We start from the raw sequence: 16,563 nt of genomic DNA on the forward strand, positions 1-16,563 counted from the left end.
ATAAATCTCGCAAATCCGGCAAGACTGGTTAGCGAGGTGATAATAGATGAATGAACAAAAGAAAGATTTCAAAGTCCAAGAAGAAGCTCCCAAATCGATCGAGGGAGTGAAAGACGGCAATGCCTCATCCTGGAAAAGATTGCTCGGTAAGAAGTGGGTTTTCCCGGCGACGTACATGGCAGCAGCGGCAATCATCTTAACGTTAATGTGGGTGTATCAGGGAGCGGGAACGTTCAATACGAACAAGACCGCCGTCTCGGACTCCACCAAGACGGGAACGGTGACGGAAAGCGTGTCAGGGCCGGATGCCGTCGCTACCAGCGTCAAGCAAGAAACGATGCAATGGCCTTTCGCAAACCGAGCTGAGCTCGAGGAGATTCTGCCGTTCTTCGACAATAAAGCGTCTAGCGAAGTCCGGCAGGCCGCCATGGTCGAGTACGGGGATACGTTCACTCCGCATATCGGGATGGACTTTGCCAAAGCGGATAATCAAACCTTTGATGTGCTGGCGGTAGCCAGCGGCAAGGTAACCGCCGTTCAAAAAGATCCGCTCGTCGGGAATTTGGTGGAAATTACGCACAGCAGCGGGCTAGTATCCGTGTATCAAAGCTTGGCCGATGTGAAGGTAGTCAAGGATGCCGAGGTCAAGAAGGGCGATGTGCTCGCCAAAGCAGGCCGCAATGAGCTGGAGAAAGACCAAGGCGTGCATCTGCACTTCGAGCTTCGCCAGGGACAGGGCGGGCCGGCCCTCAATCCGGAGCAGTATATCTCGGAGCAATAAACGTTAAGCGCATCAGCAAGCAGGGGAGCATCACTCCTCTGCTTTTTCTTCCGTTGGGGAGAGCATTCCGGGGTTTTCGGCTTACTTCCGGCTTGTCTCCCGAAAATAATTGTACATTCCAAGCTTGTCACACCAAGGAAACAAAGAATATAAGCGTGTGCCCCTCATATACTGTACCAAACTAACTCGAGTAGGGAGGCGAGGGGATTGCACGATTACATCAAGGAGCGAACCATCAAGATCGGGCGTTGTTTGGTGGAAACCAAGCATACGGTCCGCACCATAGCCAAAGAATTCGGTGTCTCCAAGAGCACGGTGCATAAGGATCTCACGGAGCGTCTGCCGGAGATAAATCCGGAGCTTGCCAATCAGGTCAAGCACATCCTGGAATACCACAAGTCCATCCGTCACCTGCGGGGGGGAGAAGCGACCAAGATCAAGTACCGCAAGACGCGGAATCCGAAAACGCAGGAAAAGCTGGTTACCGTCAAGTAGCTCGAATCGGCAGTATGCTGCGGATAACCTGGCTGACCTCCTTACTAAGACCGGAGAGTAGTGAGCGGAGATGCTACCAGAAGCGGGGATAGGGCAGCGACAGGAGGACCGGCTGGGCGCTGCAGCGGTTTTATGGACCTAACTTCGCAAGGTTCTGGGCACAAGCGAGATTTGTCGAAAAATCAGTCGTAAAAAAGAGGAATTTCCAATTCGATGGCGAATTTACCTACATAACGTATATCACTCGTAGTGCCGCTTCTTCACCTGAAGGCTGGACGGTTGGTTAGGGAGGATTATTGAGAATGTTAAGCAAGGATATCGGAATAGATCTGGGGACCGCAAACGTCCTGATTCATGTCAAAAGTCGGGGCGTGGTCCTGGATGAGCCCTCAGTCGTCGCTATTGAAAGCGATACGAAGCGGGTGCTTGCCGTGGGGGAAGAAGCCCGTCGTATGGTTGGGCGAACACCGGGCAATATTGTGGCAATTCGTCCGTTGAAGGACGGCGTGATTGCCGACTTCGAAATTACGGAAATGATGCTGAAATACTTCATTAATAAAGTAGGCGGGAAGAACTGGTACAGTCATCCCCGTATTCTTATCTGCGCTCCGACAAACATCACGTCGGTAGAACAGAAGGCGATCCGCGAGGCTGCAGAGCGTAGCGGGGCAAGGGAAGTGTTTCTGGAGGAAGAGCCGAAGGCAGCCGCTATAGGCGCCGGTATGGACATCTTCGAGCCAAGCGGCAATATGGTTGTAGATATCGGTGGCGGAACGACGGATGTGGCGGTATTGTCGATGGGCGATATCGTCACGTCTTCTTCGGTTAAAAACGCCGGGGACAAGTTCGACTCGTCCATCATGAAATATATCAAGAGCAAGTACAAGCTGTTGATCGGCGAGCGGACAAGCGAGGATATTAAGATCAAGATCGGAACCGTTCACCCGGATGGAAAACGCGAGACGATGGATATCCGCGGACGTGATATGGTCAGCGGTCTTCCCCTGACGCTGACCATCAATGCCCAGGAGATCAAGGAAGCTCTCTGGGAGCCGGTATCCACGATCGTGACGGCAGCCAAGACCGTGCTGGAAAGAACGCCGCCCGAGCTGTCGGCCGATATCATCGACCGCGGCGTTATCCTGACCGGCGGGGGCGCTTTGCTGCACGGAATCGATCAGCTGCTGGCGGACGAGCTTAAGGTTCCGATCTTGATCGCAGAAGATCCTATGCACTGCGTCGTCAAAGGGACGGGCATTATGTTGGACAATCTGGACAAGGTTTCGAAACGCAAATTTTAGGGAGGCACGCCATCCATGTTAAGAGGCCTGTATACTGCCGCTTCCGGTATGATCGCTCAGCAGCGCAAGCATGATATTGTGACGAATAATATATCAAATATCAATACACCGGGCTTTAAGGGCGGAAATGGGATCAATCGATCCTTCCCGGAGATGCTGATCTCGCGCGTACGGGGCGGTCAGGACGAGCCGGGTTCAACCTCTATCGGCCGTATTCATACAGGGGTTATGGCGGAGGAGAACGTTTCGCTGCATGCGCAGGGAGATATTCAGGAAACCAATAATCCGTTTGATTTTGCGCTCATCTCCAACATCCAAGTGCCCGGCGCTCTATTCGACAGCTCAGGCAAATACGTAGATGAAAATGGACAGCGGGTTATTCAGCCCCAAGCTTTCTTTACCGTGACCAATGCCGAGGGACAGGAGCGTTATTCCCTGAACGGGAAGTTCTCGCTGGATGCCACCGGCCAACTGATCGACTCGGACGGCCATCAGGTTATCGGTCGTGATGGACAACCTATCGTGCTGGTGGAGCCGGGAACGAGAATTCCGATTACGAATTTTCGAATCACACGCTCGGGCATGTTCACCAATGTTGACGGACAAGCTATCCCGGGTGCGGATGGCGAGCCCATGGCGATGAGAATAACGCGCGTCGAGGACCCTAATGAGCTGGTGCGCGAAGGAAATGGCTTGTACCGGCTGGCTGCCCCTGACCAGGGAGGCATCCGGCTGATCGACGATCAGGACCAGGTTGAGGTCCGTCAAGGGTACATGGAGCGCTCGAACGTGGATGCAGGCCAGTCCATGGTCGATATGATGTCCGCGCTACGCGCCTACGAAGCCAACCAGAAAATGGTGCAGTATTACGATAAAAGCATGGAGAAAGCGGTAAATGAAATCGGGCGCGTCTAAGCCTGCTGCAGGTGCCGTCCCTCAAGTTTGGCGATTAGGAGGAATGCTTGAATGAACAACTCGATGATTAACTCTTCGGTAAGCATGAAAGCCCTGCAGCAAAAGCTCGATTTGCTGGCTAATAATATATCCAACGTCAACACGACCGGGTATAAGCGGAAGGAAGCTTCGTTCCAGGATGTGTTGACCAGTGTGAAGCAGCAGCCGCAAAACTTCCAGAAGGAAGGGCGCCTGACTCCGCTTGGCTACAATCAGGGATGGGGCAGCAAGCTGGTAGAGGCACAGCTTAATATGGAGCAGGGATCGCTTCAAAACACCGCGAATCCTCTTGATTTTGCCATAGAGGGCAATGGATTGTTCGAGATTGCCACGGTGACGCTGAATGCGAATAATGAACCGGTGCAGACGATCCGCTGGACTCGCAACGGGGCGTTCGATGTCTCGCCATCCGTCGATCCGGGCGACCCGGACGGATATCTGACTACCAAGGACGGTCATTATATCGTGGGGGCGGACAACAATCCGATCCGCGTACCGGTTAATCATCGGTTAACGGTACAGCCGGATGGAACGGTCATCGCCTACAATGAAGTTGACCGGTCTGCTCCGTCGACCGAGCTCGGTCAAATCAAGACCGTGCGCGTTGTTCGTCCGCAGCTGCTCCAGCAAGTAGGGGACAACCTGTATGCGCTGGCCGCCGACATCACGCCGGAACAGAGGGAAGAGATCCTTCAGACGGTGACGGCGGGTAATAACACCGTTGATCCGATTACGGTACGGCAAGGCTTTATCGAACAGTCGAACGTTAATTTGTCGGAAGAGATGACAGAGCTTGTCATGGTACAGCGGGCGTTTCAGTTAAATTCGCGGGCCATCTCCTCTGCCGACCAATTGATGAATCTGGCCAATAATTTGCGCGTGTAATGGCCGTACGCAAAGCGAGGTAGGAAGTTTGAGCGACAACCGAAAGAAAGCGAAGCCCGCAACGAAGACATGGGTCAAAGTGATCAAGGCGATCATACGCTGGACGTGGATCCCGATTGCGAGTTTGGCGGCGCTTTTCATAGGACTTTCGATAGGGTATGTGTATATTGGAAAGCAGCCGTTGGATGAGGTTTTTGAACTCAACACCTGGCGTCATTTATTCGATCTTATATTTGCCAATACATGAGTGATCGAGACCAACGAGACTCCCTTGCAGGGAGTTTTATTTTTTTTGTGATAAAGGTATAATGAATGGATGTAGGGGGGAACAACTGCTGTGTGGAATTTGCCCAATGCATTAACGCTATGCCGGCTTCTCCTGATTCCCATCTATGGGGTCGTTTTTGCATCAGGCTACGTCAAGAGCGCTTTTTTTGTGCTGCTTGCAGCAGGGCTTACCGATGTGCTGGACGGCTATCTGGCACGTAAACATAATCAAGTGACGGCTATGGGGAGTATGCTGGACCCGCTTGCGGATAAGCTGATGATGCTGACGGTTATCTTGTCGCTCGTATTTTCGAGCATGATTTCATGGGCAGCCGCCGCCGCCATCTTTTTGCGGGATGCGGGGATGATTGTAGGCTCGGCCATTTTTCACTTTCGAGGAAAGAAGACCGTCCCGGCCAATGCGCTAGGCAAGCTTACAACGGTGCTTTATTATGTCGCGATCCTGCTGATTGTGTTTCAGCTCCCGTTCGCGGATGCCTATCTCTGGTTCGTCATAGCGGTTTCCTTTCTTGCATCTGTTATTTATATTCTTCAATTTAAGTTGTTAAATAAGGGCAGCGCCGGCCACCAGCGTTAAAAAAGAGCCCATGCCGAGGCTTTGCAGCCGATCGCTGCACTCTGTGGCATAAGCTCCCTTATATCAACCTTCATTTACTGCAGCTCATGAAGGGACAAGCGTTATTTTTTGCCAACGAGACTGATTTTATTCGATGAAGGGAGCTTATATATTTTGTATGACACGCAGCAAGTTCAAGAGATCATTCCACACCGCTATCCGTTTCTGCTCGTAGACCGGATTCTGGAGGTAGAGCCTGGAGTCAGAGCGGTCGGGTTAAAAAATGTCACGATCAACGAGCCCTTTTTTCAAGGTCATTTTCCGGGCTATCCGGTTATGCCAGGCGTCTTGGTTACCGAAGCATTGGCTCAGGTCGGGGCTGTGGCACTATTGAAAGTAGAAAGCAATCAAGGTAAAATCGGGCTGCTGGCCGGCATTAACGACTTCCGTTTCCGGGATCAAGTTAAGCCGGGAGACACTTTGATTTTGGAAGTGGTCATCACGAGAGTGAAGGGAACCATCGGTAAAGGGCAGGCTACGGCCAAGGTCAATGATCGGGTGGTTGCCGAGGGCGAGATTATGTTCGCTCTCATCAATCAAGAGTAAGGCAGCTTAGAGCTTAAGACTGGATGGGACTACCGGTACATACATACAAACGGGTAGAGGAGATGGACGAGGATGAGTACGCAAACACGTGTGCAAGAACAGTATGAACTGTGGTTAAACGACCAGGCGATTGATCAGGCTACGAAAGAGGAGCTTCAAGCTATCGCAGGGGATGCGAAGGAAGTGGAAGACCGGTTCTACCGGGATCTTGAATTTGGCACAGGCGGTTTGCGCGGGGTCATCGGAGCGGGAACCAACCGGATGAATGTCTATACGATCGCGCGTGCTACGCAAGGTCTGGCGCAATTTCTGCTGGCAACCGGAGCTTCGTCGCCTTCCGTGGTCATTGCTTACGATTCGCGCAACCAATCCCCTGAGTTCGCTCTGGAAACGGCCAAGGTGCTGGCTGGCAACGGAATCAAGGCCTATGTATTCGAATCGCTGCGGACAACCCCGGAGCTGTCTTTTGCCGTCAGGTATTTGCAGGCATCTGCCGGTGTCGTGATTACGGCGAGTCATAATCCTCCCGAGTACAACGGTTACAAAGTATATGGCAAGGACGGGGGACAGCTTGTTCCGGATCAGGCCGAGCAGGTCATCGCCGAGATCCGCAGCGTACAGTCCTTCTCGGATGTACGCCGGTTGACCCGGAGCGAGGCAGAGAGCAAGCGGCTGCTGGAATGGATTGGGGATGCCGTCGATACGGCTTATATCGAGGCGGTCACCTCCGTCAGCTTGAACACCGACCTTGTCACCCGGATGGGTGATCAATTCCGCATCGTCTTTACGCCGCTTCATGGTGCAGGTAATCTGTCGGTGCGCGCGGCGCTTGCTATGATCGGGTTCGAGCATGTGCATGTGGTGACCGAGCAGGAGCAGCCCGATGCGAATTTCTCTACAGTGAAGTCGCCAAATCCGGAGGAACGCGAAGCCTTCACACTTGCGATCCGGGATGCTAAGCAGGTCGATGCCGATATCATCATCGGTACGGATCCGGATTGCGACCGGATGGGAGCTGTGGTGAAGGACCCGCAAGGAGAATACTTCGTGTTGACGGGCAATCAGTCTGGCGCGATCATGGTCGACTATTTGCTGCGCATCTTGAAGGAGCGGGGCGAGCTGCCGGATAACGGCGTAGTCGTGAAAACGATCGTAACGAGTGAACTGGGAGCTGTGATTGCTCGGAACTACGGAGCCGAGGTCGTCAACACCTTGACCGGTTTCAAATATATCGGAGAGAAGATGACCCAATACGAGCAAACGGGCGAAGCCAGATTCCTCTTCGGCTATGAGGAGAGCTACGGTTACTTGGCAGGCACATATGCGCGCGACAAGGATGCCGTGATCGCTTCCATGCTGATCTGCGAGGCGGCCGCTTACTATAAGAGCCAAGGCAAGACCCTCTATGATGTGCTTCAAGAGCTGTATGCCCAGTACGGTTATTTCCTGGAGAAGCTGGAGTCCCGTACGCTGAAGGGCAAGGACGGCGTAGAGAAAATTCAGGCCATTATGCAGGACTGGCGCCTTCAACCGCCTGCCGAGCTGAACGGATTGAAGGTCGTGAAGGTAGAGGATTTCTCGCAAGGCTTGTACGGGCTTCCTGTTGAAAACGTACTGAAGTATACGCTGGAGGACGATTCCTGGTTCTGCTTGCGTCCGTCGGGTACAGAGCCGAAGATCAAAGTATATTTCGCCGTTCGCGGCGAGACGGGTGAAGCGGCTGCGCAGGCCATCAACGGACTTGTTCAGAACGTAATGTCCCGTGTAGATCAATTTCAGTGACAGTGGGAGCTGACAGCGTGAAGGAAAGGTATGCAAGATGGAACAAACTGGCGATTAAAGGGCTGTGGTGGCTGGTCATTATCGGGATGCTGGCCGCCATCCCCGTTGCGTATGAGCGGCATCAGACGGAGCAGCAGTCCGGACGCAAGGTAGATGTGGTATTCGATTATCGGGATCTTCTGGAAATATCGGATACACAGCCGGATCCCCGCAGCTTCATCGACCAGCAGCTGAAGCTTCTTCAGGAGCATGGCGTCCGGTCGCTCGCTGTCTATGAGGCCACGCTGAATGAGCTGAAGCTCAGCCGTCGCATCGAGGTCTTTTCTTCCCATGAGGCAACGGCGCTTACGCAGACTCCGATTTCACCTAACGAGAACTTTACCTATATTCTGTTCACGGAGAAGGAGTCTGAGCCGCGTATTCGAGAGATGGTGGAGAAGAGCTTCGGCCTGCTCCAGGTTCAAGTAAGTCCCTGGAGCTATAAGGGTCAGCCGGGGATGATCATCCGGATGGGGATGGAAGAAGCTTTGATGCAGACGCTGGACCCTGACTTTATCACCATGCAGAAGCTCAAGGAGCAAGGGTTCTCTTTGGTCGTTCGTTTGTCTAACCGTCGTCCTTTCCAAACGAACCCGATGGATAAGCTGTTAGGCGATCTACAGAGGCTTGGAGTCAAGTGGATCATCGTTGACGGAGATTCCGTACCGGGTTTTGTCAGCGCCGAGGATACCTTAAACTTAGACAAGATGGGCGAAATGCTGCGTGAGCACCATATCGGCCTGGCTGCTATAGAGATGCAGAAAACGCCGCAAAAAGGGTTTAATGGCTTGGCCAAGCGGATCCATCATCAGGTTGTCCGGTTGCACTCTTTTACCGAGTCCGATTCGACCAAGCTGACGGAGAGTCTGACCGAAGAAGAATTGAACGGGCGTATTCAAGGAATGGCGGATCGGCTTGTGCTAGCGGTTAAGGACCGCAATATTCGGATGCTTTTCCTTAATGCGCGTGCAGTAAAAAGCGCGGAGAAGGGCAAGATCGTCAATCCGCTTAGCGCAATGTACGAAGCGCTGGATGGACCGGAGGGAGCGCTGCCGCGGATTGAGAAGGCCGGATATACGTTCGGTACGGCACAGAGCTTCCAGCTTGTTCATTCGGGGTGGCAGACCGTCGCCAAGCTTCTATTATGGATCGGGGCCGTTGCCTTGATCGCCGTCACTTTATCGTATTTCGTGGCGGAGCTGACCCTGTTGATATTCTTGCTCGGTATGATCGGCTCTGCAGGCCTGTTCGTCTTGAGCTCCAGCCTGTTCGCGCAAGCACTGGCACTGGGAGCGGGCACATGCGCTTCCTCGCTTGCTATTATGTTCGCCTTGCGGGCGTCGAAGCGTAGGAACGATATGCCTTCAGTTTCCAAACGCTTCGGTTTCGCCGTGTTGCTCCTGATTCGATCGTCGTTGATCTCGGCTATCGGTATTTTATTTATCGTCGGCCTGTTGAATCAGATTACGTATTCCCTTGTTCTGGAGCAGTTCCGGGGCGTCAGCGTGCTTCATCTGGCTCCGATACTGATTGTTGGGGTGTACTGGCTGTTATTCCTGGAGCCAATCAGTCACAGGGAACGGTTAATACGCACGCGTGAATTGTTGTCCAAGCATATCAGCGTTCTTTGGGTCGTCGCTTTCGTGGCAATCGCTGCGGCCGGCTTCTATTATTTGTCCAGAACGGGCAATGAAGGCACGACGACAGGAGTCGAACGTTACTTCCGGGCATTTCTGGAAAATACGCTTGGGGTTCGACCGCGGATTAAGGAATTCATGTTCGCCCATCCGCTGTTCATTCTTGGAGCGTACTTGAGCTTCAAATACAGAAACGCCTTGCTTCTGATCCTGATCGGAGTCATCGGGCAAGCTTCAATTGTAGATACGTTCGCGCATTTGCATACACCGCTTGTCATTTCCTCCATTCGGGTTGTATACGGACTGGCGTTCGGCACGCTGATCGGCTTCGGTCTAATCATCGTATGGGAGATTGTCATAAGGAGTTGGCGTCGTTGGGTACCCCGCATCAGCGCATCGTAATCTCAGGCTATTACGGATTTAACAACAGCGGCGACGAAGCGGTGCTTCAATCGATCCTGCTTGCCTTGAAAGAGCAGGGAGCGCGGCAGGGGGTGCAGTTCACCCCTGTCGTTCTATCCATCAACCCGGAATGGACCTCGCGCACCTACGGGGTCGAGTCGGTGCACCGGATGAGGCCGAAGGAAGTGTGGCGCGCCCTGAAGACATCAGGCGGCCTGATCAGCGGCGGGGGCAGTTTGCTGCAGGATGAGACGAGCGCCAAAACGATTCCTTACTATGTGGCGGTCATCCGGATGGCTCAGTGGCTGAAAAAGCCTGTGTTTATCTATTCGCAGGGGATAGGCCCTGTGCATCGCAAGCTGTTCTATGGCTTTATACGCTCTGCTTTCCGCCGTTGCGAGGATGTGACCGTCCGCGATGAGGAGTCCAAGGCATTATTGGTGAGCATGGGCTTACAGGAACAGAAGGTGACCGTCGTGCCCGATCCCGTCATGGGGATGCCCTTGCCCGAGGGAACGGTCGCCCGCACGGAGAAACCGGAGGGTCCTGTTATCGGCGTCTCCGTTCGCTGGTGGAATGATGACCGTTCGGAGCTGAACGCGGTGGCGGATGCGCTGCGTCAGGTGCTGGAGCAAAGCAAGGCGCATGTGCGCTTCCTGCCGTTTCATCTTCCTTCTGATGAACAGGCCTCCTTGTATGTACAGGAGCAGTTAGGGGAAATGTATAAGGGACGGACCTCCATCGCCAACAACATTACACATCCCCAGCATATGCTTGCCGAGGTGGCAGACTGTCACGCTCTTCTAGGTATGAGACTGCATGCACTGATCTATGCGGCCGGCAGATATGTGCCTATGGTTGGGCTGTCCTACGATCCGAAGATCGATCAGTTTTTAAATCGTCTCGATATGAAGCCTGCTGCCAGTACGAGGCTCCCGGATAGCGCTGCGCTGGCAGCCGAGCTTCTGGACCATCTCCGCAACCGCGAAGCCTGGGTGGAAGAGAAGCGCGAGAGGATAGCTCGTCTGCAGGAAGAAGCCCAGCGCCCTGCTGAGCGGATCGCCCGATTTTTTGCTCGCCAAGCGGTTCGATCATCCTCCGAAGGGGTTAAGAATGTGCAGGGCAAGTAGAAATCCCTTCGCTAAAACGTACTGTGGAGCCGTAATTCGCAGTGAAAGTGACAGGCATGAAGGGAATTGATTATAATCCTTGAAAAACTATGAAAACCAGCGGAAAACCGCCCAAATTCACTCAAAATGCGTATGGAGTTTAACGGACTGCGCGCGTATAATTTGAAGTGTTTGGGGGTTTCATAGAAAAAAGGGGTTGTGAACGCACATATGAATTGGTTATACGTGATCGGATTCGCTGCTGCTTTGATGATCGCATTGCTGATGACACCGCTGGTCAAACGTTTTGCCTTCTGGGTGGGAGCTGTCGATGCACCGAACCATCGCAAGGTACATAGTCGCATTATGCCGCGGCTCGGCGGACTGGCTATTTTTATTGCTTTTGTAGCTTCTTATTTTGTCGTATCTCCGGCTATGGATTCGCTCAAGTCGGATGTGATATTCGGACTGCTTGTCGGCGGAGCGATCGTTGTGCTCATTGGCGCGCTGGATGATCGGTTTGACTTATCGCCCAAAATCAAATTGCTGGGACAAATTCTGGCGGCAAGCGTCGTCGTTTATTCCGGCGTTGTCATCGATTTGGTTAACGTTCCGTTTGGGGATCAGGTCATTTCGCTGGAGTGGCTGGCGGTGCCGCTGACGATTTTCTGGATTGTTGGAGTGACCAACGCCATTAACCTGATTGACGGGTTGGACGGCTTATCGGCCGGAGTCTCCGGGATCGCGACCACGACCATCCTCATCCTTGCATTGATGATGGGTAACGTTACGGTTGTTCTATTATGTACGCTGCTGCTTGGAAGCATCGCTGGATTTTTATTTTATAACTTTCATCCAGCTAAAATATTCATGGGGGATTCCGGCGCCTTATTTCTGGGCTTCACCCTGGCCACCTTATCCGTGCTTGGATTCAAGCAGGCTACGGTCGTCTCTCTTCTTGTGCCGATCATGATTCTTGGAGTGCCCTTATCGGATACGTTTTTCGCTATCATGCGCCGCTGGGTCAATAATTTGCCGATATCGGTGGCGGATAAAAGCCATTTGCATCATTGCTTGCTCCAATTAGGCTTCAGTCACCGAACCACCGTGCTGATCATATACGGAATCGCTGCCGTCTTCGGTTCTTCAGCCGTTCTGTTGTCGTATATTTCCCAGCAGGAAACGCTTTGGGCGGCTGTGCTTCTGGTCGTTATACTACTCTGTGTGCTCGTGCTCGGAGCGGAGGCCATCGGCATCATCAGCAAGACCAAGAAGCCGGTGTTGCGTTTCTTGAATAAACTGGGACTTAAGGCCAATCTGTTGGATGCGAAGTCCAGAAATAATTAAACAAGAACAGTTAGATATGGGATATACCCCGGGTCTTTGCGGCCCGGGTTTTTTTGTGCGCGGCGGATTGCTTGAAAATGCTAAAATTTTGAGGATCTTGAGCCGATAAAAAAAGTACATGATCTTTTCCTCGGCCATCCTGTCTAACGATAGGGATAAGAGCTGGAAGGAGGCCGCTGATACTGGACTAGGTTACCGTTCGTTATGAAGGACGAGCGACGATGAAATGGCTTCGCACGCACTTAAAATTATCTTGCTCAGCAAGGAGGAGTACAACTTGAAACGCCAAGCAACCCGCACGACTTCCGCACTGCTTATCTTAGCTATGCTGCTCACGCTTTGGACGCCACTTTCAGCCACTGCGGCAACTGCGGTTACGATTGCCATCTCCAATCTGAATAACGTATCGGCGCCCGCCACAGGCGATGACAATAAACCGTCATCCAGCAATGCGGTGGATACGTTCACGACGAATCCGATTACGATTACAGCTAACTTTGCCGGTATTCCGGATAATCAGGTCCAAGGCATTTACCTCCGGATTACGAATACGACTACCCTTAAGGTATCGGAGGATAAAACCATCAGGCCGGTTCAGAACGGCAGCGAAATTACTTTCAGCAACGTTCTGTTGACCCAGGGCTTGAATAAAATCGAACTTAAGCATGACTCGTTCGGATATACGTCCGTTCCGGGATGGGCGAATTTCTCTGCTGCCATGTCGATTAGCGATCTGGCTCTGAACGATCAGCCGCTCGTAGAGAATTCTACCGTCAAGAAAGCAGGCACGCTGCAATCCATCACAGGTACGGCGGCCAATGCGGATGAAATCACCTTGTATCTCAACGGGGACGCCTATTATCCGGCGAGCTTTGCCCGCAATAAGTTTACGTTCTATTTTAATACCGGCCGTGTCAGCGATATGAGGCTGAAGCCGGGCAACAACGAGCTTACGTTTGTGGCCAAGCAAGGGAACAACACGTATTCCGTGAAACGCAAATTTATTTATGACAACGGCGCGGCCTATCCGTATGATATCGAAGTATCCGGGCTGACCTCTCCGCTCGATTGGAAGGAAATCATTCAGAGACCTTCTATTGAAACGGAGGGAATTACAGATGTGTCGGTACGCATGAAGCTGAGGTCGATTACTTCTGCGGTCTACGAATATGAGTATGCCTATATATCGCTGGCGGGCATGGAAAGCCTGTACAAGGTCCGGTATGACTTTGTCACCAAAAGCTTCAGCGTACTCTCCAGTTCAGCGACGCCGAAGCTCAATAACGGTGACGCCGGAAGTCATTCCGTGACACTTCCTATCGTGGTGTCTGGTGACTTTACTACGCACGATATTAAGGTCGATCTGCCCATAGCAGTCGGCAGTCAAACCCAGATTTTGAAGGTTCAATATGAAGATACCAACTACCGGTTGGATCCAGTAGAAGAGCTGTTTTATTTTGATTTTGTAGACAAGAACAAGCCTTATATCGATGGCGAAGTGCAATTGATCGTCGACGAGGCGAACAATCGTACGGTAGCGTTGAACAAACCTGATGGAAGCACGCAAATAAACCGGTTTCCTTCCAAGCTGCGTATACTTACTAAAAACTCGGATCAAGTCCTGGTAAAGGTCAACGGTCAGCCTTACGACGATCAAGATCCGGACACAGCTAATACGGGCGGGCTATACACGGTCACGGGTGATATGGCAGAGGTTACGCTCAAAGGCATATCGGACGGTCAGACACTGCTCGAGGTTATTCCATACACCGGCGGATCTCCGTGGATGGCTTCGACGAAAACCTATAATCTGCAGATTTCATCATCGCCGCTTTTGATTTTGGATAATGTCTATAACGGTATGGTCATTACGAACAAGGATCAATTGAGGTGCGGTACGGAGCAGCCGTGTATTTCCGGACGCTTGATGAACAGAGCCGGAGCTCCTGTCGATATCATGCTCAATGGAACTACCTTAATACCTGAATTTGACGCAACGAATCCCGAGCTCTTTAAAATTCCGTATACGGCACTCAATGCAAGCGGGACTTTGGAGCAGGACGGCAAGAAAACGCTGACCATTACGATTAAGGTAGGTACACAGGAAGTCGTATTCAAGTATGAGTTCTTTATCATATCGGACAATGGTCCTTCGATTACGATGTTCGATCTCGATTATAATGTGAGTGATCCGAGATTCGTGAAGACCATGACGGGGTACACCACGACGGCTAGTCAAATTAATCTGCTCGGGCAAGTGGTCCAAGGGACCATGAGTCCGACGATGACGATCAGCGTGCAGCTTCCCGGCTCCTCGACGGAGTCCGTGTTGACAACAACGACTACAAGCATTAGCGATACGCCTAGAACGGTTCAGATTCGCCTGGATAAGTACGACTTCCCGGCGAGTACGTATGGTGAATTTATTTTCACGTTAAAGGTAAGAGCGAATAACGGCTCTGAAATTCGTCAGCAGGTCCGCATTAAGCGTGAACCGCAGCCGTACCGGATTATCGATCCGCTTTCCGTCGGCCTGACGCTGCAGGATCTGGTCCTGGTGAAAAACTCGGCGGGTAAGAGCCAATTGAATATTAATAAGAATTACATGACTTTATTCATCTATGCCGAGAATGCGACCAGGGTTCTTGTCGGCAAAGAAGAGGCAGCGCAGCAAAAAGCATACCCGGGCTTGTTCCGGTATGACGTTAATAATTTGAAGGCAGGCAATAACGAAATCAAGTTTACCATTGTGCGCGGGGATAACCAGCAGCCCGGCTCCATCGTTCTGAATAACACGAATACGGCCATCGAGGGGCTGCAATACAAAGCCAAAATGGCCAACTCGTTCAACGTATTCAGCGGCGATATTAAGCTGACGTTCCCTAAGGATACCAAGCTGATCCGCAACGACCGTAATGCCAAGTTTATTACAACGGAACGGAGTCTGCTGTTCGGCATCGCAAGTACGGTAGACGGCCGACTCGAGAAAAGCGAGACTCCGGCATTCAAGGACTTCCTCGTAGAGAAAACAGGAAGATTCCGCCCGGCCAGCAAGCGTTATTGGATCGACGGGGGCACGATCGAGGATATTTCGGATGTAGACCCGGAACGCGAGAACTTGATGACCCAGGCGCTTGTTAAAGGAGGCGGCCGCTTACCGACAGAGCGCTCCGATATTAACTCGTCGCTTGGACAGTTCCATAACCGCGATATTAAATATTTGGTTGTGCCGAGTAAGCCTGGGACCCTTACGCTGAAATTTGATCCCATAATCAGGGATGAAGCTTGGAGATATCTAAGCGTGTTCCAGTATAACGTTTATGAAAATCCAAACGGGGGCACGATGCCTTCGCGCCCTAATGGCGAGTGGAGAAATATCGGCGGCGTTGTCAACACAAAGGACAACTCGATTACCGTTCCGATTGATTCTTTCGGGTACTTCCAGGTCATGTATATGGATAACGGTTTTGGAGATCTGGATACGGCGTCTAATAAGCACTGGGCGAAGCTTTATATAGAAGCTTTGTATTCCAAGGGCATTATGCGCAGTAAAGATACGGAAGTCAGCAGATTTTTGCCGGACGAATTTATAACGCGCGGTGAATTCGTGCAGATGCTGGTTAATATCTTCGATCTTCCTCTGGAGAATCCGGATACGCGAGTCGATACCAGCGATCGGACGTATAACGGCATGTTCATCGATGTGCCTAGGGGCAGTGATTTGCGCAGCGGCTTCGGGCTTTATGACTTCAAGCATATTGAAGCAGCTGCACGAGCAGGTATTGTGCGCGGGACCGCCGGCAATATCTTTGGGCATGATCAGACGTTGACTCGAGCGCAAGCAGCGCTTATGATTGCCCGTGCTGCCGACCTTAAGATGACGGATGTAACGAAAGCGACAGCTGCCCTCCAAAAGTCATTTACGGACGGTGTAACGATTACCGATCCCGAGTTTATTCCGGCTATCGAAGCTGTTACCAAAGCCAAGCTGATGGATGGAATCCCGAACGACTTGCTGGAAGGACAAACCAAAACGACCGTTCGTTTCGACGGCGCGTCCAACATTACGAGAGCTCAAGCTGCGGCTATAGCTTATCGCGTTCTTCAGCAACAAAAGAAATTCCCTAAATAAATCCAATAAATAAAGACATCCGGGACCGACAACTGCCGTTTCGGATGTCTTTATTCTGTTGAGTATATAAGTAGGTTTTGGAATGCCCGGATTTAAGCAAGCCGTACTGAATATGGAAAATAATTAGTAATGACGCCTTTATATATCAGGTGTATACTAAACTTCGTAAGCGAACCGGAGGCCGGAAGAATAGTCTGAGGGTGTTGCCGGGCTTCCCGCCGATATCTAGAAAAAAACAAAAAGTTTTTT

13 protein-coding genes are annotated in these 16,563 nt (G+C 51.8%); all 13 read left to right on the forward strand.

What is annotated here, in order from left to right; all coding sequences use genetic code 11:
- Positions 1-46: 46 nt before the first annotated feature.
- Entirely contained in the window at positions 47-781 is a 735-nt protein-coding gene (locus GSF01_RS15020) for a M23 family metallopeptidase (RefSeq protein ID WP_159885389.1), read from the forward strand.
- 207 nt (positions 782-988) lie between these two features.
- Positions 989-1,276: a sporulation transcriptional regulator SpoIIID gene (gene spoIIID / locus GSF01_RS15025; protein WP_159885391.1), complete on the forward strand. Its 288-nt coding sequence runs from the start codon at positions 989-991 to the stop codon at positions 1,274-1,276.
- Positions 1,277-1,578: 302 nt separating this feature from the next.
- Positions 1,579-2,577: a rod shape-determining protein gene (mreB, locus tag GSF01_RS15030; RefSeq protein ID WP_159885393.1), complete on the forward strand. Its 999-nt coding sequence runs from the start codon at positions 1,579-1,581 to the stop codon at positions 2,575-2,577.
- 15 nt (positions 2,578-2,592) lie between these two features.
- On the forward strand, positions 2,593-3,492 hold the full coding sequence (locus GSF01_RS15035; protein ID WP_159885395.1) for a flagellar hook-basal body protein: 900 nt from the start codon (positions 2,593-2,595) through the stop codon (positions 3,490-3,492).
- Between the two features lie 51 nt (positions 3,493-3,543).
- A complete protein-coding gene (locus tag GSF01_RS15040) occupies positions 3,544-4,416 on the forward strand; it encodes a flagellar hook-basal body protein (protein WP_159885396.1) in 873 nt (290 codons plus the stop codon).
- A gap of 28 nt (positions 4,417-4,444) precedes the next feature.
- Positions 4,445-4,663, forward strand: a complete 219-nt coding sequence (locus GSF01_RS15045) for a DNA-directed RNA polymerase subunit beta (protein ID WP_235941522.1) — start codon at positions 4,445-4,447, stop codon at positions 4,661-4,663.
- Between the two features lie 90 nt (positions 4,664-4,753).
- Positions 4,754-5,281 carry a CDP-alcohol phosphatidyltransferase family protein gene (locus tag GSF01_RS15050; RefSeq protein WP_159885398.1) on the forward strand — a complete coding sequence of 176 codons (528 nt, stop codon included), beginning with the start codon at positions 4,754-4,756 and terminating at the stop codon, positions 5,279-5,281.
- A gap of 153 nt (positions 5,282-5,434) precedes the next feature.
- Positions 5,435-5,866, forward strand: a complete 432-nt coding sequence (gene fabZ, locus GSF01_RS15055; RefSeq protein WP_159885400.1) for a 3-hydroxyacyl-ACP dehydratase FabZ — start codon at positions 5,435-5,437, stop codon at positions 5,864-5,866.
- A 72-nt stretch (positions 5,867-5,938) separates the two neighbouring features.
- Entirely contained in the window at positions 5,939-7,648 is a 1,710-nt protein-coding gene (locus GSF01_RS15060) for a phospho-sugar mutase (protein WP_159885402.1), read from the forward strand.
- A 17-nt stretch (positions 7,649-7,665) separates the two neighbouring features.
- Entirely contained in the window at positions 7,666-9,726 is a 2,061-nt protein-coding gene (locus GSF01_RS15065; RefSeq protein ID WP_159885404.1) for a DUF5693 family protein, read from the forward strand.
- Positions 9,699-10,856, forward strand: coding sequence for a polysaccharide pyruvyl transferase CsaB (gene csaB / locus GSF01_RS15070; RefSeq protein ID WP_159885406.1), 1,158 nt, complete (start codon positions 9,699-9,701; stop codon positions 10,854-10,856). Before GSF01_RS15065 ends, csaB begins: the two co-directional genes overlap by 28 nt.
- Positions 10,857-11,066: 210 nt before the next feature.
- A complete protein-coding gene (locus GSF01_RS15075; protein ID WP_159885408.1) occupies positions 11,067-12,182 on the forward strand; it encodes a glycosyltransferase family 4 protein in 1,116 nt (371 codons plus the stop codon).
- Positions 12,183-12,459: 277 nt separating this feature from the next.
- The gene (locus tag GSF01_RS15080) at positions 12,460-16,314 is read left to right on the forward strand and encodes an S-layer homology domain-containing protein (RefSeq protein WP_159885410.1); all 3,855 of its coding nucleotides are present in this window, start codon (positions 12,460-12,462) and stop codon (positions 16,312-16,314) included.
- Positions 16,315-16,563: the final 249 nt, after the last annotated feature.

Source organism: Paenibacillus puerhi, assembly GCF_009846885.1.
GTDB lineage: Bacteria > Bacillota > Bacilli > Paenibacillales > NBRC-103111 > Paenibacillus_G > Paenibacillus_G puerhi.

What these genes read in the sequence shown, in the direction of transcription:
- GSF01_RS15035 (WP_159885395.1), top strand. Translation starts at nt 2,593, where the DNA reads ATGTTAAGAGGCCTGTATACTGCCGCTTCCGGTATGATCGCTCAGCAG.
- GSF01_RS15060 (WP_159885402.1), top strand. Translation starts at nt 5,939, where the DNA reads ATGAGTACGCAAACACGTGTGCAAGAACAGTATGAACTGTGGTTAAAC.
- GSF01_RS15020 (WP_159885389.1), top strand. Translation starts at nt 47, where the DNA reads ATGAATGAACAAAAGAAAGATTTCAAAGTCCAAGAAGAAGCTCCCAAA.
- GSF01_RS15040 (WP_159885396.1), top strand. Translation starts at nt 3,544, where the DNA reads ATGAACAACTCGATGATTAACTCTTCGGTAAGCATGAAAGCCCTGCAG.
- GSF01_RS15075 (WP_159885408.1), top strand. Translation starts at nt 11,067, where the DNA reads ATGAATTGGTTATACGTGATCGGATTCGCTGCTGCTTTGATGATCGCA.
- mreB (WP_159885393.1), top strand. Translation starts at nt 1,579, where the DNA reads ATGTTAAGCAAGGATATCGGAATAGATCTGGGGACCGCAAACGTCCTG.